Origin of the sequence: Kitasatospora purpeofusca, from assembly GCF_042691725.1 — a bacterium.
Lineage (GTDB): Bacteria > Actinomycetota > Actinomycetes > Streptomycetales > Streptomycetaceae > Kitasatospora > Kitasatospora purpeofusca_B.
Genome location: NZ_CP170483.1, coordinates 5,035,431 through 5,059,716, shown reverse-complemented (window position 1 = coordinate 5,059,716; position 24,286 = coordinate 5,035,431). Strand labels below are relative to the sequence as shown.

The 24,286-nt window shown below is 73.5% G+C and carries 24 protein-coding genes and 1 tRNA gene; 9 read left to right on the top strand and 16 right to left on the bottom strand.

The genetic code is table 11. The features are described 5' to 3' along the window. Positions 1-48: 48 nt before the first annotated feature. The gene (locus tag ACFCLZ_RS21575; RefSeq protein WP_380278363.1) at positions 49-1,470 is read right to left on the bottom strand and encodes a family 2B encapsulin nanocompartment shell protein; all 1,422 of its coding nucleotides are present in this window, start codon (positions 1,468-1,470) and stop codon (positions 49-51) included. Between the two features lie 350 nt (positions 1,471-1,820). On the opposite strand from ACFCLZ_RS21575, the gene ACFCLZ_RS21570 reads away from it, so the two are divergent. Then, positions 1,821-2,906, top strand: coding sequence for an ATP-grasp domain-containing protein (locus tag ACFCLZ_RS21570; RefSeq protein ID WP_380278361.1), 1,086 nt, complete (start codon positions 1,821-1,823; stop codon positions 2,904-2,906). 19 nt (positions 2,907-2,925) lie between these two features. On the opposite strand, the gene ACFCLZ_RS21565 is transcribed toward ACFCLZ_RS21570, so the two are convergent. The 3 genes from ACFCLZ_RS21565 to ACFCLZ_RS21555 form a co-directional block, all read right to left on the bottom strand. Beyond that, entirely contained in the window at positions 2,926-3,474 is a 549-nt protein-coding gene (locus ACFCLZ_RS21565) for a methylated-DNA--[protein]-cysteine S-methyltransferase (protein WP_380278359.1), read from the bottom strand. Positions 3,475-3,683: 209 nt separating this feature from the next. After that, complete coding sequence (locus ACFCLZ_RS21560; protein WP_380278357.1) at positions 3,684-3,920, bottom strand: hypothetical protein; 237 nt, start codon at positions 3,918-3,920, stop codon at positions 3,684-3,686. Positions 3,921-3,971: 51 nt separating this feature from the next. Then, on the bottom strand, positions 3,972-5,303 hold the full coding sequence (locus ACFCLZ_RS21555; protein WP_380278355.1) for an MFS transporter: 1,332 nt from the start codon (positions 5,301-5,303) through the stop codon (positions 3,972-3,974). A 205-nt stretch (positions 5,304-5,508) separates the two neighbouring features. Between ACFCLZ_RS21555 and ACFCLZ_RS21550 the strand changes: the two genes are divergently transcribed. After that, positions 5,509-6,309: a hypothetical protein gene (locus ACFCLZ_RS21550; protein WP_380278353.1), complete on the top strand. Its 801-nt coding sequence runs from the start codon at positions 5,509-5,511 to the stop codon at positions 6,307-6,309. Between the two features lie 68 nt (positions 6,310-6,377). Here ACFCLZ_RS21550 and ACFCLZ_RS21545 read toward each other — a convergent pair. Continuing rightward, positions 6,378-6,451: transfer RNA gene (locus ACFCLZ_RS21545), tRNA-Thr, on the bottom strand. Positions 6,452-6,738: 287 nt separating this feature from the next. Here ACFCLZ_RS21545 and ACFCLZ_RS21540 point away from each other — a divergent pair. From ACFCLZ_RS21540 to ACFCLZ_RS21530, 3 genes are all read left to right on the top strand, one after another. Further along, positions 6,739-7,830, top strand: coding sequence for an ABC transporter ATP-binding protein (locus ACFCLZ_RS21540; protein ID WP_380278351.1), 1,092 nt, complete (start codon positions 6,739-6,741; stop codon positions 7,828-7,830). Positions 7,831-8,013: 183 nt separating this feature from the next. Next, positions 8,014-8,457 (top strand): hypothetical protein, encoded by a 444-nt coding sequence (locus ACFCLZ_RS21535; RefSeq protein ID WP_380278349.1) that lies wholly within the window; start codon positions 8,014-8,016, stop codon positions 8,455-8,457. Positions 8,458-8,538: 81 nt separating this feature from the next. Then, positions 8,539-9,324, top strand: a complete 786-nt coding sequence (locus ACFCLZ_RS21530; RefSeq protein WP_380278347.1) for an NDP-sugar synthase — start codon at positions 8,539-8,541, stop codon at positions 9,322-9,324. 83 nt (positions 9,325-9,407) lie between these two features. Here ACFCLZ_RS21530 and ACFCLZ_RS21525 read toward each other — a convergent pair whose 3' ends face one another. The 7 genes from ACFCLZ_RS21525 to ACFCLZ_RS21495 all read right to left on the bottom strand — a co-directional run bounded on the left by ACFCLZ_RS21525 (position 9,408) and on the right by ACFCLZ_RS21495 (position 16,577). After that, positions 9,408-11,135: a DoxX family protein gene (locus tag ACFCLZ_RS21525; RefSeq protein WP_380278345.1), complete on the bottom strand. Its 1,728-nt coding sequence runs from the start codon at positions 11,133-11,135 to the stop codon at positions 9,408-9,410. A 262-nt stretch (positions 11,136-11,397) separates the two neighbouring features. Further along, on the bottom strand, positions 11,398-12,393 hold the full coding sequence (gene rlmB / locus ACFCLZ_RS21520; protein ID WP_380278343.1) for a 23S rRNA (guanosine(2251)-2'-O)-methyltransferase RlmB: 996 nt from the start codon (positions 12,391-12,393) through the stop codon (positions 11,398-11,400). A gap of 139 nt (positions 12,394-12,532) precedes the next feature. Then, positions 12,533-13,927, bottom strand: coding sequence for a cysteine--tRNA ligase (cysS, locus tag ACFCLZ_RS21515; protein ID WP_380278341.1), 1,395 nt, complete (start codon positions 13,925-13,927; stop codon positions 12,533-12,535). Between the two features lie 117 nt (positions 13,928-14,044). Beyond that, on the bottom strand, positions 14,045-14,440 hold the full coding sequence (locus ACFCLZ_RS21510; RefSeq protein ID WP_380278339.1) for a PPOX class F420-dependent oxidoreductase: 396 nt from the start codon (positions 14,438-14,440) through the stop codon (positions 14,045-14,047). A gap of 146 nt (positions 14,441-14,586) precedes the next feature. After that, positions 14,587-15,087: a 2-C-methyl-D-erythritol 2,4-cyclodiphosphate synthase gene (gene ispF, locus ACFCLZ_RS21505; RefSeq protein ID WP_380278338.1), complete on the bottom strand. Its 501-nt coding sequence runs from the start codon at positions 15,085-15,087 to the stop codon at positions 14,587-14,589. Next, complete coding sequence (gene ispD / locus ACFCLZ_RS21500) at positions 15,077-15,805, bottom strand: 2-C-methyl-D-erythritol 4-phosphate cytidylyltransferase (RefSeq protein WP_380278336.1); 729 nt, start codon at positions 15,803-15,805, stop codon at positions 15,077-15,079. The genes ispF and ispD overlap by 11 nt, the downstream gene beginning before the upstream one ends. A 289-nt stretch (positions 15,806-16,094) precedes the next feature. Next, positions 16,095-16,577 (bottom strand): CarD family transcriptional regulator, encoded by a 483-nt coding sequence (locus ACFCLZ_RS21495; RefSeq protein ID WP_030244332.1) that lies wholly within the window; start codon positions 16,575-16,577, stop codon positions 16,095-16,097. 416 nt (positions 16,578-16,993) lie between these two features. Here ACFCLZ_RS21495 and ACFCLZ_RS21490 point away from each other — a divergent pair, with 416 nt between their 5' ends. Then, the gene (locus ACFCLZ_RS21490; protein WP_380278334.1) at positions 16,994-17,632 is read left to right on the top strand and encodes a DUF461 domain-containing protein; all 639 of its coding nucleotides are present in this window, start codon (positions 16,994-16,996) and stop codon (positions 17,630-17,632) included. Positions 17,633-17,722: 90 nt separating this feature from the next. On the opposite strand, the gene ACFCLZ_RS21485 is transcribed toward ACFCLZ_RS21490, so the two are convergent. Both ACFCLZ_RS21485 and ACFCLZ_RS21480 read right to left on the bottom strand, forming a co-directional pair. Then, positions 17,723-18,415: a response regulator transcription factor gene (locus ACFCLZ_RS21485; protein ID WP_030305055.1), complete on the bottom strand. Its 693-nt coding sequence runs from the start codon at positions 18,413-18,415 to the stop codon at positions 17,723-17,725. 2 nt (positions 18,416-18,417) lie between these two features. Further along, on the bottom strand, positions 18,418-19,701 hold the full coding sequence (locus tag ACFCLZ_RS21480; protein WP_380278332.1) for a sensor histidine kinase: 1,284 nt from the start codon (positions 19,699-19,701) through the stop codon (positions 18,418-18,420). 307 nt (positions 19,702-20,008) lie between these two features. Here ACFCLZ_RS21480 and phoU point away from each other — a divergent pair, with 307 nt between their 5' ends. Together phoU and ACFCLZ_RS21470 are read left to right on the top strand one after the other, a co-directional pair. Next, positions 20,009-20,692 (top strand): phosphate signaling complex protein PhoU, encoded by a 684-nt coding sequence (phoU, locus tag ACFCLZ_RS21475; RefSeq protein ID WP_380278330.1) that lies wholly within the window; start codon positions 20,009-20,011, stop codon positions 20,690-20,692. 191 nt (positions 20,693-20,883) lie between these two features. Then, positions 20,884-21,060, top strand: coding sequence for a hypothetical protein (locus ACFCLZ_RS21470; protein WP_380278329.1), 177 nt, complete (start codon positions 20,884-20,886; stop codon positions 21,058-21,060). 162 nt (positions 21,061-21,222) lie between these two features. Here the strand turns inward: ACFCLZ_RS21470 and ACFCLZ_RS21465 are convergent, their stop codons facing one another. Both ACFCLZ_RS21465 and ACFCLZ_RS21460 read right to left on the bottom strand, forming a co-directional pair. After that, complete coding sequence (locus ACFCLZ_RS21465) at positions 21,223-21,810, bottom strand: lytic polysaccharide monooxygenase (protein ID WP_380278327.1); 588 nt, start codon at positions 21,808-21,810, stop codon at positions 21,223-21,225. A 235-nt stretch (positions 21,811-22,045) separates the two neighbouring features. After that, complete coding sequence (locus ACFCLZ_RS21460; RefSeq protein WP_380278325.1) at positions 22,046-22,804, bottom strand: phosphoglyceromutase; 759 nt, start codon at positions 22,802-22,804, stop codon at positions 22,046-22,048. A 149-nt stretch (positions 22,805-22,953) separates the two neighbouring features. Between ACFCLZ_RS21460 and ACFCLZ_RS21455 the strand changes: the two genes are divergently transcribed. Continuing rightward, positions 22,954-24,285 (top strand): MDR family MFS transporter, encoded by a 1,332-nt coding sequence (locus ACFCLZ_RS21455; protein WP_380278323.1) that lies wholly within the window; start codon positions 22,954-22,956, stop codon positions 24,283-24,285. Position 24,286 lies beyond the last annotated feature (1 nt).

Here is a 24,286-nt window from a genome sequence, read left to right as displayed (position 1 = left end):
GGTACGACGGGCCGGCCCGGGGTCGGGCCGGCCCTGCCGCGGTCGGCCCTAGCGGTGCGCGATGTCGACGTTCTCCAGCACGCCGACGGCGTCCGGCACCAGAATCGCGGCGGAGTAGTAGGCGCTCACCAGATAGGAAATGACGGCCTTCTCGTTGATTCCCATGAACCGCACCGAAAGGCTCGGCTCGACTTCATCCGGAATTCCGGTCTGGTGCAGGCCGATGACACCCTGGTTGTCCTCGCCGGTGCGCAGGGCGAGGATCGAGGTGGTGGTCCCGTTGACGATCGGGAGCTTGTTGCACGGGAAGACCGGCACCCCGCGCCAGCCGAACACCCGGCGGCCCTGCACCTCGACGGTGTCCGGGTAGAGGCCGCGCCGGTTGCACTCGCGGCCGAACGCGGCGATGGCCCGCGGGTGGGCCAGGAAGAGCTTGGTGCTGCGGCGGCGGCTCAGCAGCTCGTCCATGTCGTCCGGGGTGGGCGGGCCGGAGTGGGTCTGGATGCGCTGGTCGTAGTCCGCGTTGGCGAGCAGGCCGAACTCCGGGTTGTTGACCAGTTCGTGCTCCTGCCGCTCGCGCAGGGCCTCGATGGTCAGCCGCAGCTGGTGCTCGGTCTGGTTCATCGGCTGGTTGTAGAGGTCGGCCACCCGGCTGTGCACCTTGAGGACCGTCTGGGCGACGCTCAGCTCGTACTCGCGCGGCTTGAGCTCGTAGTCCACGAAGGCGCTGGGGAGCCCGTACTCGCCGTGGTGGCCGGCGGAGAGGTCGATCGCCGCCTCGCCGTGCTTGTTCTGCGGCTGCTGGAACCCGGCCAGGTACTCCATGACCTGCAACTGGAGCGCCTCGGAGCGGTCGGCGAGCTCCTGGAAGGCGGACCACCGCAGGGAGAGCACGGTGCCGGCGGTGTCCGCCCGGAGGGCGTACGGCCAGGTGGCGTCCTCCTGCCGGAGCACCTCGTCGCCGAGGTGGTCGCCGTCGGCCGCGGAGCCGACGACGGCCTCCTCGCCGTACTTGCCCGTTCCGATCCGGCTGACCTTGCCGTAGGCGATGATGAAGACCTCGTCGATCGGCGCCCCGGCCGGGACCAGGACCTCACCCGCGGAGAACTCGCGTTGGACGAAGCGCCCGGCCAGCTCCTCCAGCACGGCGTCGTCCGGGAAGCCCCGCAGCACCGGCACCTCGCGCAGGGTCGGTGCGATGATCCGGGCCTCGCTGCCCGTCCGGTCGAAGCCGACCCGGCCACGGCCGACGGCGTGCCGCAGCCGCCGGTTGACCCGGTAGGTGCCGGCCGAGACCTCGACCCAGGGGAGCGTCCTGAGCAGCCAACGGGGGCTGATCTCCTGCATCTGCGGCGCCGACTTGGTCGTCGTCGCGAGGTTCCGCGCGGCGGCGGTGGCAAGACTCTGCTGGTCCTGGGCCTGCGCTTCACCGCCCGGTGCAGGAATACCGACGTTGGTTTCGGTCGACATAGGAAGCCCTTCGCGTACCCGTACCGGATGAAGTGTCGCCTGGCAACTTGCAACAATCCATGGTGGGCCCATTCGAAGGGTCACCGCAATCACTCTTTCGAGTGGTCGGGATAACCGAAAAAATAGGACGAATGGAATGTCTGATCGATATTTATTCGATCAGGTGATCTAATTTTTTCCGGAACGGTACGGTCCGGTTCTCTTCCCCGACCCGTGCTCGGCAGGACCACCCCGCGTTCACGCCCGCGCAGCAAGCCGCTAAGGTGCCACCTCAAAGGGCCACGGGCCACTGGACGAGCGCGGCCGCGAGACAGCCCTTCCCCTCGTTCACCCCTGCCCTGGGAGGCCCCATGAGCGCCCCCGTCACCGTCTGGCTCAACCGCACGTACGCCGAGAACGTGTTCTTCATCGAACAGCTGCGCGCCGCCCCGCGCCCGGTCCGCGTCCACGCGACCCACGCCGACCCCGACTCCCCCGTCCTCGCCGCCGCCGACACCGCCGACCTGGAACCCGCCGACCTCACCCCCGACGCCTACGTCGCGTTCGCCCTCGACCACTGCGCCCGCCACCGGATCGACGTCTTCGTGCCCCGGCTGCACCAGCTCGCGATATCCCTGCACCGCCAGGAGTTCGAGGCCGTCGGCACCGCCCTCGCCTGCCCGCCGGCCACCGCGATCGCCGCCTTCGCGAGCAAGGCCGACGGCTACGCGGCGATGACCGACGCCGGACTGCCCACCCCGCCGTGGTGGCTGGTGCGCACCGCCGGGGACCTGGTCGACGCCGTCGACCGGATCGAGTCGGCCGGCCTCACCGCCTGCCTCAAGCCCGCCTCCGGCGCCGGCGGCGAGGGCTTCCGGGTCCTCACCCGCGAGCCGTTCGGGCTCCACCGGCTGGCCGGCTGGGACAGCCGGGTCCAGGTCGACCAGGTGGCCGCCGCGCTCGACCGGGCGGCCCGCGAGGACCCGGACGCCGCCACCGAGCTGCTGGTCATGCCCTTCCTCGACGGCCCCGAGGTCTCCGTGGACTGCCTCGCCGACCTGGACGGCACCCTGCTCGCCGGCGTCGGCCGCAGCAAGCACCGGCGCCGCCGCAGCTTCACCACCGCACCCCGGTACCTCGAACCCGCCCGCCGCCTGGTCGAGGCGACCGGGATGGCGTACCTCTCCAACGTGCAGTTCCGGCACCTGCACGGCGAGCCGGTGGTCATCGACGTCAACACCCGGCCCTCCGGCGGGCTGCACCAGCTGCGCCTGTGCGGGCTCAACCTGCCCTGGAACGCGGTGCAGTTGGCACTCGGCGAGCGTCCGGACACCGAGTGGACCGGGGATCCGGCGGGCATCGAGTACACCCTCGTCTCCGGGATCCAGCCGGTCCTGCCGCGCCGGCTGCCGCCGCTCGACCCGGCCGGCCTGGCGGCGGGCCAGCTGGTGCACTGACCCTCCGTCAACCCAGCGGCTACAGCGGACCGTTCCAGTCCAGCGTCGGCTCCATCACGCCCTCCAGGGTGAGCAGCCAGCGCTTCACGTCGATCCCGACCCGGCCGCCGCCGAAGCCGCCGATCCCGTCCGCCGCCACCACCCGGTGGCAGGGCACCAGCAGCGCGACGGGGTTGGCGGCCATCATCTGCCCGACCGTCCTGGCCGCCAGCCCGGGCTCCTCGACCTCGCCGAAGACCCCGCTGCGGACGGCGAGTTCGCCGTAGGTGATGGTCCGCCCGAACGGCACCTCGCGCAGCAGCGTCTGCAGCACCGCCCGGTGCGGTCCGGCGCTCAGGCTCCAGTCGATCGGCAGGTCCAGCTGCCGGCGGCGGCCCGCGAGGTACTCGCCGACCCGGCCGGTGACCGCGGCGATCTTCGACGGGTCGGCGCAGCGCGGGAGTTCGCCCTCCCGGCCGAGGTAGCCGACGGCCGCCACGCCCTGCGCGGTCACCGCGACGTGCAGCGGACCGCTCGGCAGCGGGGTGTCCACCGTCAGCCAGGACATCGCCGCCGTACGCTCCGCCACGTCTTCCCCCACGTCCTCGGCCGCGCGCGGACCGCCCGCCCCGCGCGCCATCGTACGGCGGGTCCGGCGGGTGCTCCGGGCCGAAGGGCGCGCCGACGCCGAAAGCGAGGAGCGGCAAGCGACCGACGAAGGAGGGAGCGCCGCCGCGACGACCGTCGGCGTCGGGTTCGCAGCGCCCGGAGGCGAGCGGGGGAATCGAGCGGCCGCGGTCAGGGGCGCCGCCCCCGCAGCTCCGCGGCGAGTCCCCGGGACCAGCGTGCCAGTTCGGCCCGGTCGGGGGCCCGCCCCTCGCACAGGGCGGCGAGCTGGGTGTCGTTGATCCGGTTCGGCCCCGGGATCCCCAGCAGGTACGCGAGCTCGTCCAGGACGGCGGCGAGCCGCACCGCGTCCGTGTGGTCCAGGCTCGCGGCGGCCTCGTGGTGGCTGATGGTGAGAGAACCGGGCATGTCCTGCCTCCTCCGTTCGCCCCCCGCCCCTCCACCGTACGACCGCCCCGCTCACCCGGCACCCGCCGCGCTCGGGGACGGCTCGGCCGCTCCGGCTCCCGGCGCCGCTCCCCCGTCCGGCTCCTCCCAGCGCCGGTCGCGTACCTCGCGCACCACCAGCACCGCCGCCGCGGCCACCAGCTGCCAGCCCGCGCCGAAGGCCAGTACGGCCGCCACCCCCACCCGGTCGGCCAGCGGACCGGCGGCCGCCAAGCCCAGCGGCCCCAGCACGAACGCGCCCAGGCCGCCGAACGCCGTCACCCGGGCCAGCACCTCCGCCGGCACCCAGCTCTGCAGGGTCGAGTTGTACAGCGAGCCGCAGACCGCCGACCCGGCGCCCGCCACCAGCGCCGCCGCGGCCGTCCAGACCAGCGGCAGCCCGGCCGCGAGCGCCGCCGAGGGCAGCGCCCAGCCGAGGGTCGCCACCGTCGCCACCGCGAGCGGCCGGCCCGGCCGGCGCCCGAGCATCAGCAGCCCGCCCAGCACCGCGCCCACCCCGTACACGCCGATCACCAGCCCCCAGGCCCGCGCCCCGCCCAGCTCGCGCTGCGCGGTCAGCGGCCCCAGCACCAGGAACGGCGCCCAGACCAGCAGGTTGAACAGCGCCATCTGCACGGTGGTCACCCAGAGCCACCGGCGGGAGCGGAACTCGCCCCAGCCGTCCCGGAGATCGGCGAGCACCGAGGCCCCGCCGCCGGCCGCGCCCGCGCCGTCCGGCACCGCCGCGCTCAGCCGGGCCAGCGCGAGCGCGCCCACCCCGTAGGTCAGCGCGTCGATCAGCAGCACCGCCCCCGGGCCGAGCCCCGCCGTGATCACGCCGGCGAGCGCGGGACCGGCCACCGTGGACACCGAACGCGCCAGCCCCAGCAGGGTGTTGGCATCCGGCAGGTGCTCCTCCCGGCGCACCAGGGCCGGCACCAGCGCACCCAGCGCCGGCAGGAACACCCCCTCGCCCAGTCCCCAGACGGCGACCAGCGCCACCATCACCGGGATCGACCCGTGCCCGGTGGCCAGCAGCGCCGCGAAGGCGCCCTGCACCGCGCAGCGCAGCACGTCCGCCGCCAGCATCACCCGCCGGCTGCCCAACCGGTCCGCGACCACTCCGCCGGCCACCATCACCAGCACGATCGGCAGGATCCGGGCGGCCATCACCCAGCCGAGCTCCGTCCCGCCGCCCCCGCCGTCCAGCACCGCGAACGCCACCGCGACCGGCGCCATGGTCGACCCGACCAGCGAGGTCGCGTAGCCGACGAAGAACCATCCGAAGTCGCGTTCGCCCAGCACGGCCAGACGGCTGCCCAGCCGTCGACGGCGGGCCAAAATCCGTTCCGTCTCCCCTGTCATGGCCACCCAGTCTGCCCACGGACGGAAACCGCCCACAAGGCTTTCCGGAGAAAAACCTGAGCCTTTCCCCATCAATGTCCGACCGGCCGCCGCCTGCCGCAGTAAACACCCTCAAAACTCCCCGGCCACCTGCTATTTACCGCGCACCGCCCTATCCTTTTCCCCAGCTCCTCCCCACATCATTTACTGCGGAAAGCAGGCTTGGATGGCCCACCCCCCGCCGGTCGAGTACGCGGTCGCCGTCGAGCGCTACCTGGCGGCCTCCGGGCTGGGCGACGGCTCCCGCCGCGTCTACCGGATCGCCCTGCGCACCTGGGCCTGGGCGCTCGCCGACCGCCCCGCCCCCACCGGCCCGGAACGCCGCCGGGCCCGGCCGCCCGTCCTGCCGCTCGCCCTGCTCGACCACCCCGAGGCCGCCGCCCGCCTGCGGGCCGCCGTCGACCGCCGCTCCCGCGACACCGACCCGCGCACCCTCAACCGCGAACTCTCCACGCTGCGCGCCGCCCTCGCCTGGTGGCGCGCGCAGGGCTGGACCAGCGCCGACCCCGCCGACGGCCTGCGCCCCCGCCCCCTCCCGGCCCCCGGCAGCGGACCCGCGCCGCTCACCCCCGACCAGCTCCGCGCCCTGTTCGCGCTCCGCGTCCCGCTGCGCGAACAGGCCCTGTGGCACCTCCTCCACGAGAGCGGCGCCCCCGTCGAGACCGTCCTCGCCCTCGACGCCGACGACCTCGACCTCCCCCGCCGCCGCACCCGCCCGCCGGCCCCTCCCCTCACCTGGCAGGCCGCCACCGCCCGGCTGCTCCCCCTCCTCCTGGCCGGCCGCACCACCGGCCCCCTGTTCCTGACCACCCGCCGCGCCCCCGCCGCCACCCCCGCCGCCGACCGCTGCCCGCACACCCACCGCGCCCGGCTCTCCTACCGCCGCGCCGCCGAACTCCTCACCGCCCACGCCCCGGCCCACACCCTGCGCCAACTCCGCCCCCGCAGCCGCCCGCCCCGGCCGTGACCGCGCCCCGACGGAACGACGAAGGCCCCCCGGCTGCACGCCGGGGGGCCTTGTCGAGGGACCTGCGGAGCCCCCTGTCGGATTCGAACCGACGACCTACGCTTTACAAGAGCGGTGCTCTGGCCAGCTGAGCTAAGGAGGCATGGTGACCGTCCGCGACGAGGTCACGGCGGCACCGGGGGCAGTCTACCGGGCGGCGCGCGGGCGGTGGGGGGATATCCGGGGGCCGGTGGGGGCGGGGGCCGGGCGTGATGGAACCGATGCCTAAATCGGGTCGGCCGGGGGCTGACAAGCGGGGGAAGCGCAGGTAGCGTCGCCCGGAGTCGGTTGGCGCAGTGGTTCAGACCACTGGGCCGATCGGCGGATCGGTACCACCCACCTTTACTCGGATCGTCCGGCACGTTCCTGCCGGTGGAGGAGAGCACAGCCATGGCTTCTGTGACGTACGACAAGGCGACCCGTGTCTACCCCGGGGCGACCAAGCCCTCGGTCGACGCGCTGGACCTGGACATCGCCGACGGCGAGTTCCTCGTCCTGGTCGGCCCCTCCGGCTGCGGCAAGTCGACCAGCCTCCGCATGCTGGCCGGCCTGGAGGACGTCAACAGCGGCGCCATCCGGATCGGCGACCGCGACGTGACCCACCTGCCGCCGAAGGACCGGGACATCGCGATGGTGTTCCAGAACTACGCGCTGTACCCGCACATGACCGTCGCGGAGAACATGGGCTTCGCGCTCAAGATCGCCGGCGTCAACAAGACCGAGATCCGCACCAAGGTCGAGGAGGCCGCCAAGATCCTCGACCTGACGGAGTACCTGGACCGCAAGCCGAAGGCGCTCTCCGGCGGTCAGCGCCAGCGCGTCGCGATGGGCCGCGCGATCGTCCGCGAGCCCCAGGTCTTCCTGATGGACGAGCCGCTGTCCAACCTGGACGCCAAGCTCCGCGTCTCGACCCGCACCCAGATCGCCGGCCTGCAGCGCCGCCTGGGCATCACCACCGTCTACGTCACCCACGACCAGACCGAGGCGCTCACCATGGGCGACCGGGTCGCGGTGCTCAAGGACGGCCTCCTGCAGCAGGTCGACACCCCGCGCAACATGTACGACAAGCCCGCCAACCTCTTCGTGGCCGGCTTCATCGGCTCGCCCGCGATGAACCTGGTCGAGGTGCCGCTGGTCGACGGCGGCGTGAAGTTCGGCGGCTCGCTCGTCAACATCTCGCGCGAGGACCTGGCCGGCGCCGGCACCGACAAGACCGTGACCGTCGGCATCCGCCCGGAGCACTTCGAGATCGTCGCGGGCGGCGGCATCGAGGGCGTCGCCGTCACCGTCAACGTGGTCGAGGAGCTCGGCTCGGACGGCTTCGTGTACGGCACCACCAAGATCGGCGGCGAGGACAAGGAGCTGGTCGTCCGCGTGCACGGCCGCCAGATCCCGGCCCGCGGCGAGACCGTCCACGTCGTGCCGATCGCCAACGAGACCCACGTGTTCTCCACCAGCACCGGTGCCCGCCTCTCCAACTGAGGCACCCGGCCGCACCGCGGAGCCCCGTCGGACCGTCATCCGGTCCGACGGGGCTCCCGTCGTCCGCGGCCACTCCGACGGGTGACGGTCGTCAACCCGGCGCCGGGACGAACCGGGACACCCTGTCACCCGATGGGGTAACGGAGGGCAAGGAGAGCCGTACGCACCGCTACGCTCCTGTGCGTGAAACAGCTAGTTCGCCGCATCGGCCAGACCGTCGCCCTCGCCCTGCCCGTCGTCCTGGTGACCACCGGCACCCTCGCCGTGACCAGGGTGCCGTGGGCCCCGCCGACCTCGCTGGACCAGCAGGTGGTGGCGGCCGCCAGCGAGGACGGCGCCGGGATCGGCCGGACGGTGGGCACCGGACGGACCCCGGACGGCCTCCCCCCGCAGGACGCGCTGCGCGTCACCCTCCTGGACGAGCTGCGCGCCCACAACCCGGGCAGCGCGCTCGACCTGCTGGAGCGCTCGATGCGCGAGCAGCCCGCGCTCACGCCGTACTGCAGCGCGCTCGCCACCGAGCTCGGCCGGGCCGCGGTGCGCAAGTACCAGGGCGACGTCCAGCGGGCCCGCTCCTTCGCCCGCCCGGTCTGCGACGGCTCGTTCGCCGCCGGCGCCGCGAGCTGACCGCGCCGGGCCGGTGGAACCGGGCCCGGACCGGGTCCGAGCGGACGCAACGGCCGGGGCCGGTGCGCCTATTGTTCAGCCATGACCGCTGATTCCGGCCCCACGGCCGTTCCTCCGCACACCCCCGCCGTCAGCCCGGTGCCGGTCCCGGTGACCCAGGCCGTCATCCTGGCCGGCGGACAGGGCTCCCGACTGCGCCCCTACACGGACGACCGCCCCAAGCCGCTGGTCGAGATCCCCGGCACGGGCACCCCGATCCTGGGCCACCAGCTGGCCTGGCTCGCCTCCGAGGGCGTCACCGACGTGGTCATCTCCTGCGGCCACCTCGCGGACGTGCTGGAGGACTGGCTCGACAAGGCCGACCTGCCGCTGCGGGTCCGCACGGTGGTCGAGGCCGAGCCGCTCGGCCGCGGCGGCGGGCTCAAGTACGCCGCCAAGGCGCTGCCCCGCCCCGACGAGCCCTGGTACGCCACCAACGGCGACATCTGGACCAGGTTCAGCCTGCGCGACATGGCCGCCTTCCACCACGAGCGGGACGCCGTGGCCACCCTGGCGCTGGCCCGGCCGCGGATCCCCTGGGGCGCCGTGGAGACCGACCAGTTCGGCAACGTCCTGGACTTCATCGAGGCCCCGCCGTCGCCCTTCCTCATCAACGCCGGCCTCTACGTGTTCAGCCCGGAGTTCGCCGAGCTGCTGCCGGACGTCGGCGACCACGAGCGGACCACCTTCCCGCAGCTGGCCCGCGGCAAGCGGCTGGCCGGCTACCAGCTGCCGCAGGGCGTCTACTGGCGGGCCATCGACACCGCGAAGGACCTCACCGAGGCCGCCAAGGAGCTCGCCTCGGGCGCCGGGCGCGCCCCGCGGTAGCAGCGCGGCGGCCACGCGATCGGCCGGGTGCTCCCCACGGAGCACCCGGCCGATCGCCGTCACCGGGCCGTTCGCCCGGCCCGTCAGGTGGCCGTCGGCGCCTCCGGGCGGGCGGACGACGCGCCCGCGCCGTCGCCGGACAGCTGCGCCAGCGGCGCGCTGCCCAGCACCCCGCCCAGCAGCCCCGAGCCGGAGCCGCCGGCGCCGTTGCCCGAGCCGCTCGGGGCGCCGGCCCCGCCACTCGGCGCGGGCTTCGGCGCCGAGCCGGTGCCGGTCGCCGGGGCCGGGGTGCCGCGCTGCGCGGGCGCCGACCCGGCCGACGACGCGGAGGCCGCCGTCCCCGAGGGCGCACCGGTCTCCGGCCGGCCCGACGGCTTCGCCTTGCCGCTCGGCGTGGCCGTGCTCGGCTTCGCCGGGGTCGGGCTCGGGGTCGGGGTCGGAGTGCCGGACGGCGCGGCGGTGGTGGCCGCGGCGCTCGGCGCGGCCGGCCGGGACGGGGCCGCCGAGGCCGCCGGGGCGCCCGGGGCCTTGCCGGCGGGGGTGGCGGACGGCCCGCCGCTCGGCCAGACCGGCGTGCCGTAGTCGGTGGCCGGCCGGGACGGCGCCGGGTGCTGCGGCCGGGCGCCGGTGCGGACCGCCGCGCCCAGCATCGAGCCGAGCAGCAGGGTCAGGCCGACGACCACCGAGGTGGCCACCGCGCCGCGCCGCAGCACCCGGCGGCGCAGCGCCACCGGGTCGCCCGCGCCCTGGCGCCGCCAGGCCTCCAGGCCGAGCCGCCCGTCCAAGGAGGCGAACGGCGCCCCGGCGATCAGCAGCGGGCTCCACGCCGCCAGGAAGATCAGGTCGGGCGTGTCGTACACCGGGACGGCCCGCCAGCTCACGGTGAACAGCAGCGCGGCGGACAGCGTCATCGCCGCGCCGGCCGCGAGCCGCTGCCAGAGGCCGAGGACGGTCAGCACGCCGACCACGATCTCGGTGAACGACACCACCAGGCCGGCGCCGACCGGGTGCGCCATGGCGAAGGCCAGCAGCGGCTCGGCGACCTTCCAGGGGTGCAGCGAGGAGAGCCAGCGCATCATCGAGCCGCGCTCGCCGCCGTCGAAGTACACCGGGTCGCAGAGCTTGCTGAACCCGGCGTAGACGGAGAGCGAGCCGAGCACCGCGCGCAGCGGCAGCAGCACCAGGCCGAGGTCGACCCGCCGGCCCGGGTACCAGGGCTGCCTGCCCTCGGCGTCGGCGGCCGAGACCTCGGGCAGCTCGCCGCTGGGCGTCCAGCCCTGCGGCGCGCCGACCGGGCCGACGCCGGCCTCGGTGGCGGTGCCGTCGCCCTCGCGCGACTGGCGCGGCACCGCCCGGGCGCCGTACGGCGGGAGCGGCCGGGTGTCCGCGTCCGCCAGGGAGCCGCCGGACCGTCCGCCGCGCCCGCCGACCCCGGCCGGGACGGCGCCCAGTCGGACCGCCTCCAGCAGCCGGGTGGCCGCGATGTCGTCCGGGCGTGCCTCGCCGGTCCAGGTGACCGGGGTGACCCGGCCCTTGCGGCGCGGCGGCGCCCCGGCGAGGCCGCCGACCAGCGAGGGCACGTCCGCGGCGGGGACGACCACCCGCGGGGTGACCAGCGGGCGGCGGATCAGGCCCTGGGTGCCGTACGGGTCGCCGAACGCGGCGCCGGTGGACAGCAGTCCGGCCGGGGCCTCGATCAACGGCGCCACGGGGGCGCCGAGCTTGAGCCGGAAGCTCGCCTGGGTGCTGCTGAGGCGCGCCGGGTCCGACGGCACCTTGACGGTGTTGAGGCCGGGGCCCGGGTCGTCCATCCCGGTGCTGCCACTGCCCAGGAGCGGGCGCCGAGGTGTTCTGGTGTCCACGCCCGTCTAACCGGGTGACGCCCGGTTAGGACACTCTCCCGAGTGGATATCGGGAGTCTCCTTGAAGTGATCATGAGAAAAGCGATCGGACCCGGGCGGATCCGATCGCTTTCCCCTGACTTGCGGGCGAACGGCGGGCGGTTCCGGAGAACCCGTTGCGCCGGACACCCGCGCTGTGCTCGGGCCCTCAGGGCCCCGGGCGGTACGGCGGTCAGCCGACCTTGCCGCGCAGCCGGGCCGCCTCGTACAGCACGACGCCGGCCGCGACACCCGCGTTCAGCGACTCGGTGAGGCCGGACATCGGGATCCGCACCCGCAGGTCGCAGGTCTCCGCGACCAGCCGGGACAGGCCCTTGCCCTCGCTGCCCGCGACGATCACCACCGGCCCGGTCAGCGCCTCCAGGTCGCCGATCTCCGCCTCGCCGTCGGCCGCCAGGCCGACCACCATCAGACCGGCCTTCTGGTAGGCCTCCAGGGCCCGGGTCAGGTTGGTGGCCCGGGCGACGGGCAGCCGGGCCGCCGCACCCGAGGAGGTCTTCCAGGCACCGGCGGTCATGCCGGCCGCCCGGCGCTCCGGGATGACCACGCCGTGCGCGCCGAACGCAGCGGCGGAACGGACCACGGCGCCCAGGTTGCGGGAGTCGGTGACGCCGTCCAGCGCCACGATCAGCGCGTCCCGGCCGGAGTCCGCGGCCTCCTCCAGCAGGTCCTCGGGGTGCGCGTACTCGTACGGCGGGACCTGCAGCACCAGGCCCTGGTGGTTCATCCCGCCGGTCATCTGGTCCAGCTGCGGGCGCGGGGCCTCCATCAGCGGGATGCCCCGGTCGTTGGCGGCCTGGAAGGCGTCACGGACCCGGTCGTCGGTGTCGATGAACTGCTGGACGTACAGCGCGTTGGCCGGCACGTCGCCCTGCAGGGCCTCGACCACCGAGTTGCGGCCGAAGACCAGCTCGGCGCTGCCCGCGCCGCCGCGGCCGCCCCGGCCGCCGCCCCCGGCCCGGCGCATGCCGGCCCGGGCCTTGGCGTCCCGCTCGCGCTTGATCGCGGCGTTGGCGGCCCGCTGCTTCGGGTGGCCCTTTCGCTCCTCCCCGCGCGGGGTCGGGCCCTTGCCCTGGAGTGCCTTCCGGCTGTGGCCGCCGGTACCGACACTCGCGCCCTTCTTCGACCCGGGGTTGCGGCGGTTCCTGCGCTGGCTGTTGCCGGCCATGGCTGTACTTCCTGTCTGTCTGTCCGGCATGGCCGGCCGCCCCGGCCTGTGCCGGTGGCGCCCGACGGCATGCGCTCCGTCATGCGGGAGGGCCGCACCGGTCCGGTACGGCCCACCTCACCCCTCGGTCGCCCGGGGGCTACTGGCTGTTGATCGTCCAGCGCGGGCCGGACGGGGTGTCCTCGATCGCCAGCCCGGCCAGGCCGAGCTGGTCGCGGATGGCGTCCGCGGTCGCGAAGTCCTTGCGGGCCCGCGCCGCCTGCCGCTGGTCCAGGACGAGCCTGACCAGCGAGTCGACCACGCCGTGCAGGTCCTCGCCGCGCTCGGTCCCGGCCCACTGCGGGTCGAGCGGGTCCAGACCCAGTACTCCGAGCATCGCACGGACCTCGGCCAAGCGCGCCACCGCGCTCTCCTTGTCGTCCGCGGTGAGGGCGCTGTTGCCCTGGCGGACGGCGGTGTGCACGATCGCGAGCGCCTGCGGCACGCCCAGGTCGTCGTCCATCGCCTCGGCGAAGGCCGGCGGCACCTCGGGCGCCGCGTCGACCGGCCCGCAGCGCTCCACGGCGCGCTGGACGAAGCCCTCGATCCGGCCGAATCCGGCCTCGGCCTCGCGCAGCGACTCCTCGCTGTACTCGATCATCGAGCGGTAGTGCGGGGCGGCCAGGTAGTAGCGGAGCACGATCGGCCGCCAGCGCCGGACCATCTCGGAGACCAGCACCGAGTTGCCGAGCGACTTGCTCATCTTCTCGCCGGCCATGGTGACCCAGGCGTTGTGCACCCAGAAGTTGGCGAAGTCGTCGCCGAAGGCCTTGGACTGCGCGATCTCGTTCTCGTGGTGCGGGAAGATCAGGTCCAGCCCGCCGCCGTGGACGTCGAAGGCCGGGCCCAGGTACTTGTGCGCCATCGCCGAGCACTCCAGGTGCCAGCCCGGACGGCCGCGGCCCCACGGGGTGTCCCAGCTCGGCTCGCCCGGCTTGGCCGACTTCCACATCGCGAAGTCGCGCGGGTCGCGCTTGCCGGTCTCGCCCTCGCCCGAGGGCTGCAGCAGGTTCTCCAGCTTCTGGTTGGAGAGCGCGAGGTAGTCGGGGTACGACTTCACGTCGAAGTAGACGTTGCCGTCGGCCTCGTAGGCGTGGCCCTTCTCGATGAGCCCGCGCATCATCTCGACCATCTCGGGGATGTGCCCGGTCGCGCGCGGCTCGACGGTCGGCGGCAGGCAGCCGAGGGCGTTGTAGCCGTCGTTGAAGGCGCGCTCGTTCTCGTAGGCGATCTGCCACCACGGCGTGCCGAGCTCGCGCTCCTTGGCGATGATCTTGTCGTCGATGTCGGTGACGTTCCGGGCGAAGGTCACCTGGTAGCCGCGGTAGGCGAACCACCGCTGCATCACGTCGAAGTTGAGGTAGGACCGGATGTGCCCGATGTGTGGCGCCGACTGGACGGTAGCGCCGCACAGGTAGATCGAGACACAACCCGGGACAAGCGGGACGAAGTCGCGTACCTGTCGGGTGCTGGTGTCGTACAGTCGAATGCTCACAGCGTCAAGCGTAGTGGGCGGCAGGGGGTGCCCCGCGACATTCCGGAATGTCAAGACCCCCGACAGATCCATTTCCGTCGGGTGACATCCCGGGGCCACCCCCGCCGCCCCGGTGGCTCAGATCGAGCCGACCACCTTCCGCGGCGTGACCCGGACGATCACGCGCACGTCGTCCGGACCGTCGTAGCCGTACGTCTCCTGGCCCTGGTACTTGTGGGCCAGCTCGTCGATCAGCTCCCGGCCGCCCTCGCGGGTCAGCGAGACGTCGCCGCGCACCTCCAGGTAGGTGTACGGGTTCTCCGGCGGGTTGACCAGCAGCGAGACCCGGGGGTCCTTCACCAGGTTGAGGTGCTTGCGGCGCCCCTCGACGGTGGAGAACAGGATGTCCTCGCCGTCGCGCTTCACCCAGACCACGGAGGACTGGGGGCTGCCGTCGGGCTGGATCGTGGTGACCACGGCGAAGCTCTTGGCGTCGAGCAGGGCCTTGGCCTGGTCGGAGAGTTGGGCGCTCATCGGAAACCTCATCTCGTCGGCGGCGGGTACGGCCCGAGGGGGGAAGCCCGCGCGGACCCGACCCGAACACTATCGACTCGGGCCCGCGCATCGCCCGGTGAACACCCATCAGCTCCGGATTGTTCCCCGGCCGCTGCCCGCGGACGTCAGGGCCGCTCGTACACCAGCGCGGTGGCGATCGCCGCGAGCCCCTCCGCGCGCCCGGTGAGGCCGAGCCCGTCGGTGGTGGTGCCGGAGACCGAGACCGGGGCGCCGACCGCGGCGCCGAGCGCGGCCTGCGCCTCCGCCCGGCGCTTGCCGATCTTCGGCCGGACCCCGATCACCTGGATCGCGACGTTGCCGATCTCGAAGCCCGCCGCGCGGACCAGCCGGGCCGCCTCGCCGAGCAGCGTCACCCCGGAGGCGCCGGCCCACTCCGGCCGGTCGGTGCCGAAGTGCGCGCCCAGGTCGCCGATCCCGGCGGCCGAGAACAGCGCGTCGCAGGCCGCGTGCGCGGCCACGTCGGCGTCCGAGTGCCCGGCCAGGCCGGCCTCGGCGCCCGGCCACTCCAGTCCGGCCACCCACAGCGGGCGGCCGGGCTCGAAGGCGTGCACATCGGTGCCGATGCCGACCCGGGGCAGGACGGGGGTCCGCGGATCAGTAGGCATCGGCGGCCCTCCGGCGGGCGAGGACGGCCTCGGCGAGGACGAGGTCCAGCGGACGGGTCACCTTGAAGGCCTCCTCGTGGCCGGGCACCACGACCACCCGGCCGCCGAACCGCTCGACCAGGCCCGCGTCGTCGGTGACCGGCGGCAGGCCGCCGCCGTCCGCCGCGGCCTCCTCGGCCAGCGCCTTGGCGTGCACCTCGGCCAGCGTGTCCCGGCGGAAGCCCTGCGGGGTCTGGACTGCGCGCAGGGTGGACCGGTCCGGCGTGTCGAGCACCGGCTCGGGCCCGCCGGGCACCGGCTCGACCCGCTTGACGGTGTCGGCCAGCGGCACCGCCGGCACCACCGCCTCGGCCCCGGCCCGGACGGCGGACGCCACCGCGTCCACCACCTCGACCGGGACCAGCGGGCGGGCCGCGTCGTGCACCAGCACGATGCCGACCTCGGCGGGGATGGCGGCCAGGCCGAGCCGGACCGACTCCTGGCGGGTCGCCCCGCCGGCCACCACCCGGATGTCCTTGCCCTCCAGTCCGTGACTGTCGAGCAGGGCGACGACCTCGGCCACCCCGTCGGCGGGGGCGGCGACCACGACCAGGCCGACCGCCCGGCTGCGGGTCAGCGCCCGGACGGCGTGCACCAGGAGCGGCACGCCCCCCAGTTCACGCAGGGCCTTGGGGGCGCCCGGCCCCAGGCGCTCGCCGCGGCCGGCGGCGGGCACCACTGCTGCTGCGACTGCTGCTGTGGCGTTCAGGTTTCACTCCTTCGGCGAAGTGGGTATGGCCATGGCGTGCACGACGGGCGCGGACCCCTTCCGAAGCACCACCGTCTTCCGCCCGCTACAGCAGCAGAAACGGTCATGCAGACCCGAGGCCGACCAGGCCGCTCGGGCGCGGGGGCGTCGTCCGGACACGCCTCAGCGCCCGAAGTGCCATGGCACCACCCACGGACCATCGGTCCGCGGGACGGCGCGCCGGCATCGGGCGCTGTGAGCGTTGTGGAGCGGACGGCCGCTACGAGGCGAGCACCTCGTCGAGCAGCGTCTCCGCCTTGTCCTCGTTGGTGTTCTCCGCCAGCGCGAGCTCGCTGACGAGGATCTGGCGCGCCTTGGCGAGCATGCGCTTCTCCCCGGCGGAGAGGCCGCGCTCGCGCTCGCGACGCCAGAGGTCGCGCACGACCTCGGCGACCTTGATAACGTCACCCGAGGCGAGCTTCTCCAGGTTCGCCTTGTAGCGACGGGACCAGTTGGTCGGCTCTTCGGTGTACGGTGCGCGCAGCACCTCGAAGACCCGGTCCAGACCTTCCTGGCCGACCACATCGCGAACGCCGACGAACTCCGCGTTCTCGGCGGGCACGCGGAGCGTCAGGTCTCCCTGCTGCACCTTGAGCACCAGGTAGGTCTTGTCCACACCCTTGATCTGGCGAATTTCGATGGCCTCGATCAGCGCGGCCCCGTGATGGGGGTAGACCACCGTGTCGCCAACCTTGAACGTCATGTGACAGGACCCCTTCCGTGGCTTTCCAGAATAACACGCTTTTCGGCGCACCCGAAGGGCGTTTTCGCAGGTCAGGGCAGGTCTCGGGGCTTGACAAGGACCCCTATGACGTGCTGCGACCGGCGTTCGGGGAGGGCTTCCCGCAGGTCGGAGGCGGTTCTGCCGCCCGCTGAAACGTCTGGCAACACTCCCGAAACCGTGATTTGATCTTGAGCTTTCACCGTTTATCGGGTCGTTTCCGGATCGTGATCCGATCTTGGTCGGCACTTGACCTGAACACGTGGACATGCCGCCGTCCGGACGCCCGTCCGCCCCGGGTGCGCGACACGAAGGGACCACCCCGTGAGGACGGCATAAGCGAGGTCGATAATCTGAGACCTGACCTTCCGACACGTGACTTAGGAGAAGCCGCCGCCGTGAGCCGCAGCCTTCGACGCGGCGGCATCGCCGCCCTCGCCGCCCTGGCCATCGCCTCGTTGTCCTCCTGCGCCGCCGGGAACACCCCGGCCACCCTGCAGATCAAGCCCGACAACGCGTCGGCCACCCTGGGCACCGACGTCCGGCTGAACAACATCGTCGTGGTCACCGGGGACGAGTCCTCCGGTGAGCACACCGGCCCCGCCAATGTGACGGTGAACATCAGCAACAGCGGGCCCGAGGTACTCGAGCTGCAGTCCATCACCGTCGCCGGTGGCGCCCCCGCCACCTTCGCCGACGACAAGGGCGCCCCGCTGACCAGCATCTCCGTCCCGCCCGGCGGCGCGGTGCTGCTCGGCGGGCCGGGCAACCCGACCGCCCGGGTCGCCTCCACCACCGTGAGCGTGGGCGGCTACGTGGCGACCTCCTTCACGTTCAAGAACCACGACAAGCTCGACACCGAGGCCCAGGTCAGCCCGAACAAGGACCTGTACAAGGGCTTCGGTCCGACGGCCCCGGCCGCCGCCCCGAGCAAGGCCGCCACCCCGGCCGCCGGTACCGCCACGCCGACCGTCCCCGCCGCGACCGGCACGGCCGCCGGCACCACGCCCGCCCCGGGGGTCCCGGCCGCGCACTGAGGCCCGGCTCCGCCGCGCCACGGCAACGCGAACGCCCCTCCGGCCGGTGCCGGAGGGGCGTTTCGCGTTCCCGTTCCCGGGCGCCGGGGTTTACGGCTCGAACTTGTAGCCGAGGCCGCGCACCGTGACCAGGTAGCGCGGCGCGCCCGGGTCCGGCTCGATCTTCGCCCGCAGGCGCTTGACGTGGACGTCCAGCGTCTTGGTGTCGCCGACGTAGTCCGCGCCCCAGACCCGGTCGATCAGCTGCATCCGGGTGAGCACCCGGCCGGCGTTGCGCAGCAGCATCTCCAGCAGGTCGAACTCCTTGAGCGGCAGGTCGACCTTGGCGCCGTCCACGGTCACCACGTGCCGGTCGACGTCCATCCGGACCGGGCCCGCCTCCAGGGCGCCCGGGCCGCCGCCGTCGCCGGGGCCCTCGTTCTCGCCGCGGCGGCGCAGCACCGCGCGGATCCGGGCGACCAGCTCACGGGTGGAGTAGGGCTTGGTGACGTAGTCGTCCGCGCCTATCTCCAGACCGACCACCTTGTCGATCTCGCTGTCCTTGGCGGTGACCATGATCACCGGCACGTTGGAGCGGACCCGCAGCTGGCGGCAGACCTCGGTGCCGGGCAGCCCCGGCAGCATCAGGTCGAGCAGGACGAGGTCGGCGCCGTTGCGTTCGAACTGCTCCAGTGCGTCGGGGCCGGTGGCGGCGATGGCCACCTCGAAGCCCTCCTTGCGGAGCATGTACGAGAGGGCGTCGCTGAACGACTCCTCGTCCTCGACCACCAGTACTCGGGTCACGATCAGGCCTCCGGGGCAAGCTGGGGGGTTGTTTCTGACAGGAATTCCGCGGACTCCCCCGCACGGGGCCGGTCCACGGGTGCCTGCCCGGCGGGCAGGCGGAGGGTGAAGGTGGAGCCCTGGCCCTCGACGCTCCACACCGACACGGTGCCGCCGTGCGAGGCGGCCACGTGCTTGACGATGGAGAGGCCGAGGCCGGTGCCGCCGGTCTGCCGGGAGCGGGCGGGGTCGACCCGGTAGAACCGTTCGAAGACCCGCTCGCGGTCCTTCTCCGAGATGCCGATGCCCTGGTCGGTCACCGAGATCTCGATGAGCTCGCCGTCGGCCTCGCCCAGCGCGGCGGCGCTGGAGATCCGGCGGGTGGCGATCGCGACCCTGGTCCGCGGCGGGCTGTAGTTGACGGCGTTCTCGACGAGGTTGCCGAGCGCGGCGGCGAGCTGGCCGCGGTTGCCGTGCAGGTAGAGGCCGGCGATGCCGCCGGCCGCGATCAGGATCTGCTTGGCGGCGGCCTGCTGGCGGCAGCGGTCGATCGCCTCGGCGATCAGCTCGTCCACCGCGACCGGCTCCGGGTCGACCATCAGCCGGTCGTCCTGGACCCGGGAGAGGTCGATGATCTCCTGGACCAGGCTGGCCAGCCTGGTCGCCTCGATCTGCATCCGGCCGGCGAAGCGCTGCACCGCCTCCGGGTCGTCGGCCGCGTCCGCGACCGCCTCGGAGAGCAGCGAGAGCGCACCGACCGGGGTCTTGAGCTCATGGCTGACGTTGGCGACGAAGTCGCGGCGCACGGCTTCCACCCGGCGGCGCTCGGTCTGGTCCTCGACCAGCACCAGGACCAGCCGGGAGCCCAGCGGGGCGACCCGGGCCGAGACCGCGAGCGGTTCGACGGCGCGCGCCGCGCCCGGGCGGGGCAGCTCCAGTTCGAGCTGGCGGATCTCGCCGTCCCGGCGGGTCGAGCGGGCCAGCGCGAGCAGCTGGTCGACGGCGACCGCGCCACCGCGCACCAGACCCATCGCGTACGCCGCCGAGCTGGCCTTGACCACGTCGTCGCTCTCGCCGAGCACGATCGCGCAGGACCGCAGCACGGAGAGAACGGTGTCGACCCCCGGCGGCAGGGGGGGTTCCTGCGCGGGGGCCAGGCCCTGGTGGCGGCCCTGGTGCCGGTTTGTTCCGCCGTACCTGCCCCTGGCCTGCTCGCGCTCGCTCCAACGGAAGGCGATGGAGGCCGTGAGGCCGACGCCGAGCCCGGCTATGGCGCAGGCAGCGGCGGCGGCCACGTTCACGTCCATACCGCCAGCCTAAGCGCACGATGCGGGCGCTCCCCATGGCCCCGATCAAGGGATCGGCCACGCGTTGCCGAGAATTCACCTTCAGGTAGCTGCTGATTCACCGAACGGGTCGTGCGTGGTCGCCCGGACGGCCCAGAGTGGGCGCCGGAGCCCGTGTGGGAGGGGTGGCACGGCCGGACGGTCGCGCGCCGCCCCGGGTGTGCGCGTACGATGCGCGCCACCAGCAGCGGTCATCCGTACGTCGTTCAGACCGTCGTACCGGATGACCGGTCGGCACCGCCACCGACACAGCTACTGAGGAGAGAGCATGCGCGACGCGTACCACGAGGAACTCGACTCGATCGGCGACAGCCTGGTCGAGATGGCCCGGCTGGTCGGTTCGGCCCTCGGGCGGGCCACCACGGCGCTCCTCGACGCGGACCTGGCGCTGGCGGAGAGCGTGATCGCCGCCGACGAGAAGATCAACGAGCTGCACCACGAGCTGGAGAACCGGGCGATCGACCTGCTCGCCCGCCAGCAGCCGGTCGCCACCGACCTGCGCATCGTCGTCACCTCGCTGCGGATGAGCGCCGACCTGGAGCGCTGCGGCGACCTCGCCCAGCACGTCGCCAAGGTGGCGCGGCTGCGCTACCCCGAGTCGGCCGTCCCCCGCGACCTGCACGCGACGGTCCTGGAGCTGGGCCAGCTCGCCCAGCGGCTGGTCGCCAAGGCCGGTCTGGTGATCGCCACCAAGGACGTCGACAAGGCGCTGGAGCTGGAGCAGGACGACGACGCGATCGACGCGCTGCACCGCGAGCTGTTCGCGCACCTCATCGACGAGCGCTGGCACCACGGCATCGAGACCGCGGTGGACGTCACCCTGGTCGGCCGTTACTACGAGCGGTTCGCCGACCACGCGGTCTCGGTGGCCAAGCGCGTGGTGTACCTGGTGACCGGCGAGCACGTGGACGAGTTCGTCGCGGCGACCGAGGCCGCCGCCGAGGTGGAGTGAGCTGCGGTCGGTCTCCCGTCCTCGGACGGCGTTCCGCCCCGGGGGTGAGTAAACCCCGGGGCGGGGTGGTGGGGAAGCACGAGCGGCCGGACTCCCCACCACTGCGCGCCCGTTGACGCTCCCTCCGGTCGGCGGTTTCACTCGAAGCCGTAGGCACCGAGGTGTGCCCGTCCGAAGGAGGGGTCAGCGCGATGAAGGCAAACCCGACCGACCCGGCATCGGCTCCCGAGACCATCGAACCGCCCGCCCCGAAGCTGCTGCCCGTCCTCGCGGCCGGCTGCGGCTGCGGACCGGGCTGCGGCTGCGGCTGCCAGTCCGGCGCGCCCTGCCAGTGCGGCGGGGTCGACGGCGGCTGCTGCGGCCACTGAGACCGTCCGTCCGTCCCCTCCCCCGGTGCCGGCGCGGAGCCCCGGGGTGCACGGCTGCCGTGGGAGACGGCCGCGCACCCCGGTCTCCTCACCGCCGGGCCGCCGACGGGGTCCGCTGGGTGAGCACCCGCCGGGCGGTGGTCCCGCCGGACGGGCCGGGCGTCAGAACGTGACGTCCGTGCAGGAGTAGAAGGCGTTGCCGGTGTCCGCGACGTCCCAGACCGCGACGACCACCTGGTGACCGGTCCGGCCGGACGGCAGGGTCGCGGTGTGGCTGAGCGTGCCGGGCACCTGGGTGCCGTTGTAGGGGACGTTCAGGAACGGCGTCAGCTCCAGGTTGGCCCGGGTGACCTTCTGCGTCGCGCTGTAGCCGGGCTTGGTCAGGTAGTACCGGAAGCCCGAGGTGGCGTGCCGGGCGGTGAACCGCCAGGTGAAGGTCAGCCGCTGGCCCGCGGAGACCGCGGTGGCCGGCCAGGCGCCGCCGCGCGGGTCGTCCAGCTCGGCGAACCGGCTGTTGCCCCCGGCGCAGATGGCGCCGTCGGCCGGCCCGGTGGCCGGGAAGCCCTTCGGCCCCTCGACGCTCTGCGGCTCCCACCGGATCTCGCCGCAGTCGGTCACGGTGCCCGCGCCGCAGAGCGCGGCCCGGCTGGGCGGGGTGGTGATGTAGCCGTGCGACTGCGCCGGCAGGGCGACCGCGACCGGCACCGCGAGGGCGGCGGTCACGGCTCCGACGACATGACGTGTGCGCATGGTGCTCCTCCGTGGGGGTGGATGGAGAGTGCGCCGGGCGCGGACACGCGCGCGTGTGGGGGGACCGGCCTGACCGCCCCGGTCGGTGCTCACACCGTAGGAGCCGCCACCGGGGCCGTCAATGGTCTGAACCATTTTCACGACATGGCGAACTCGCGCGAGCCGCAAGCGAGTTGAACGCGAAGAGCCCCGCTCCCCCGAGACGGGGAGCGGGGCCCTCGACGGCCGGACCGGGCTACTTCTTGCCCTGGTTCTTGACCGCCTCGATCGCGGCGGCGGCGGCCTCCGGGTCGAGGTAGCGGCCACCCGGGACGATCGGCTTGAAGTCGGCGTCCAGCTCGTAGACCAGCGGGATGCCGGTCGGGATGTTGAGGCCGGCGATGTCCGCGTCGGAGACGCCGTCGAGGTGCTTGACCAGCGCGCGCAGGCTGTTGCCGTGGGCGGTCACCAGGACGGTCCGGCCCGCCGCGAGGTCCGGGACGATGGCGTCGTACCAGTACGGCAGCATCCGCTCGACGACGTCCTTCAGGCACTCGGTGCGCGGACGCAGCTCGCTCGGGATCTCGGCGTAACGGGCGTCGCCGGCCTGCGAGTACTCGGCATCGTCGGCCAGCGCCGGCGGCGGGGTGTCGTACGAGCGGCGCCAGAGCTGGAACTGCTCCTCGCCGAACTCGGCCAGGGTCTGGGCCTTGTCCTTGCCCTGGAGCGCGCCGTAGTGCCGCTCGTTCAGGCGCCAGCTGCGGCTGACCGGGATCCAGTGGCGGTCGGCCTTGTCCAGGGCGATCTGCGAGGTGCGGATGGCGCGGCGCAGCAGCGAGGTGTGCAGGACGTCAGGAAGGAAGCCCTCCGCGGCGAGCAGCTCGCCACCGCGCGCGGCCTCCTTCTCGCCCTTCTCGTTGAGGTCGACGTCGACCCAACCGGTGAACAGGTTCTTCTGGTTCCACTCGCTCTCGCCGTGGCGGAGCAGGATGAGTCGGTACGTCGTGTCAGCCATGGCCCCCAGCTTAGTGGAGCCCGTAAAACCCCCTGGTCGTGACCTCGCCAGACAGGTAAGGTGTGCTCCGCGCCAGAGACTCTTACCCGCTTGCTGAGCGGTCCTGCCCGTACGGCTCAGCGGACGTCCGCCTGCCCGGGAGCCCCCACATGCCCGACCCGTCCCTTTCCGCAAGAGCCGCCGGAGCCGTCACCGAGGCGGTGAGCGGACTCCCGCGCCAGTTCTGGTGGCTGTGGACCAGCACGCTGATCAACAAGCTCGGCGCGTTCGTGGTCACGTTCCTGGCACTCTACTTGACCACCGACCGCGGCTACTCGGCCTCGTACGCGGGTCTGGTCGCCTCGCTGTTCGGCCTCGGCTCGGCGATCGCCTCCGTCGTCGCCGGGGTGCTGGCCGACCGGATCGGCCGGCGGCCGACCCTGGTCGCCGCCCAGCTCGGCACCGCCCTGTTCACCGCGCTGCTCGGCTTCAGCGACGGTCAGGTGGCCATCGCGGTGGTCGCCTTCCTGGTCGGCTTCTGCAACAACGCGACCCGGCCGGCGACCTCGGCGATCATCGCGGACATCGTGCCCGCCGAGGACCGGGTCCGCGCCTTCGCGCTGAACTACTGGGCGATCAACATCGGCTTCGGCCTCTCCGCGGCGGTCGCCGGGCTGATCGCCACCCACGGCTACCTCACGCTCTTCCTGCTGGACGCGCTCTCCACGGTGGTCTGCGCGGTGGTCATCTTCGTGCGCATCCCCGAGACCAGGCCCGACGCGCCCGCCGCGGACCAGGGCGGAGCGGCGGCCCGGCCGGCGATCGGCCTCGGCGCGGTGTTCCAGGACGGCCGGTTCATGGCGGTGGTGGTGCTCAACCTGCTGCTCGCCCTGGTCGCCCAACAGGGCTCCACCACGCTGGCCGTGGACATGGGCCGGGCCGGCATCACCTCCACCCAGTACGGCCTGGTGATCGGCCTCAACGGCCTGCTCATCGTGGTGCTCCAGATCCCGCTCACCCGGTGGATGGCCAGCCGGGACCGGACCGCCCTGCTGGTCGCCAGCGCGCTGTTCATCGGCTGGGGCTTCGGGCTGACCGCGCTGGCCGGTTCCTCGGCCTGGTTCTACGCCTTCACCGTGGCGGTCTGGACGCTCGGCGAGATCCTGAACGCGCCGACCATGATGGGTCTGGTCGCCGAGCTGTCGCCGGCCGAGGCGCGTGGCCGCTACCAGGGCGTCTACTCGCTCTCCTGGTCGCTCGCCTCGTTCCTCGGCCCGGCCGCGGGCGGGGTGCTGCTGGAGCGGGCCGGCAGCGGGGTGATGTGGGGGGCGTGCGCGGTGCTCGGCACGCTCGCCGCCGGCGGGTACGTCCTGCTCGGCCGGCGGCCGGGGGCGGCGCTGGCGAAGTCCGCGGCCGTGGCGGCGGCCCCGGTCCCCGGCACGGCGCGGGCCGCCGAGCCGGAGCGGCCCGCCGAGCCGGAGCGGGCCGCGACGGGCGGCTGAG

What these genes read in the sequence shown, in the direction of transcription:
- ACFCLZ_RS21570 (WP_380278361.1), top strand. Translation starts at nt 1,821, where the DNA reads ATGAGCGCCCCCGTCACCGTCTGGCTCAACCGCACGTACGCCGAGAAC.
- ispF (WP_380278338.1), bottom strand. Translation starts at nt 15,087, where the DNA reads ATGCCTACTGATCCGCGGACCCCCGTCCTGCCCCGGGTCGGCATCGGC.
- ACFCLZ_RS21525 (WP_380278345.1), bottom strand. Translation starts at nt 11,135, where the DNA reads ATGGACGACCCGGGCCCCGGCCTCAACACCGTCAAGGTGCCGTCGGAC.
- phoU (WP_380278330.1), top strand. Translation starts at nt 20,009, where the DNA reads ATGCGCGACGCGTACCACGAGGAACTCGACTCGATCGGCGACAGCCTG.
- rlmB (WP_380278343.1), bottom strand. Translation starts at nt 12,393, where the DNA reads ATGGCCGGCAACAGCCAGCGCAGGAACCGCCGCAACCCCGGGTCGAAG.
- ACFCLZ_RS21555 (WP_380278355.1), bottom strand. Translation starts at nt 5,303, where the DNA reads ATGACAGGGGAGACGGAACGGATTTTGGCCCGCCGTCGACGGCTGGGC.
- ACFCLZ_RS21465 (WP_380278327.1), bottom strand. Translation starts at nt 21,810, where the DNA reads ATGCGCACACGTCATGTCGTCGGAGCCGTGACCGCCGCCCTCGCGGTG.
- ACFCLZ_RS21455 (WP_380278323.1), top strand. Translation starts at nt 22,954, where the DNA reads ATGCCCGACCCGTCCCTTTCCGCAAGAGCCGCCGGAGCCGTCACCGAG.
- ACFCLZ_RS21560 (WP_380278357.1), bottom strand. Translation starts at nt 3,920, where the DNA reads ATGCCCGGTTCTCTCACCATCAGCCACCACGAGGCCGCCGCGAGCCTG.
- ACFCLZ_RS21460 (WP_380278325.1), bottom strand. Translation starts at nt 22,804, where the DNA reads ATGGCTGACACGACGTACCGACTCATCCTGCTCCGCCACGGCGAGAGC.
- ACFCLZ_RS21575 (WP_380278363.1), bottom strand. Translation starts at nt 1,470, where the DNA reads ATGTCGACCGAAACCAACGTCGGTATTCCTGCACCGGGCGGTGAAGCG.
- ACFCLZ_RS21495 (WP_030244332.1), bottom strand. Translation starts at nt 16,577, where the DNA reads ATGACGTTCAAGGTTGGCGACACGGTGGTCTACCCCCATCACGGGGCC.
- ACFCLZ_RS21530 (WP_380278347.1), top strand. Translation starts at nt 8,539, where the DNA reads ATGACCGCTGATTCCGGCCCCACGGCCGTTCCTCCGCACACCCCCGCC.
- ACFCLZ_RS21550 (WP_380278353.1), top strand. Translation starts at nt 5,509, where the DNA reads ATGGCCCACCCCCCGCCGGTCGAGTACGCGGTCGCCGTCGAGCGCTAC.
- ACFCLZ_RS21470 (WP_380278329.1), top strand. Translation starts at nt 20,884, where the DNA reads ATGAAGGCAAACCCGACCGACCCGGCATCGGCTCCCGAGACCATCGAA.
- ACFCLZ_RS21480 (WP_380278332.1), bottom strand. Translation starts at nt 19,701, where the DNA reads ATGGACGTGAACGTGGCCGCCGCCGCTGCCTGCGCCATAGCCGGGCTC.
- ACFCLZ_RS21510 (WP_380278339.1), bottom strand. Translation starts at nt 14,440, where the DNA reads ATGAGCGCCCAACTCTCCGACCAGGCCAAGGCCCTGCTCGACGCCAAG.
- ACFCLZ_RS21540 (WP_380278351.1), top strand. Translation starts at nt 6,739, where the DNA reads ATGGCTTCTGTGACGTACGACAAGGCGACCCGTGTCTACCCCGGGGCG.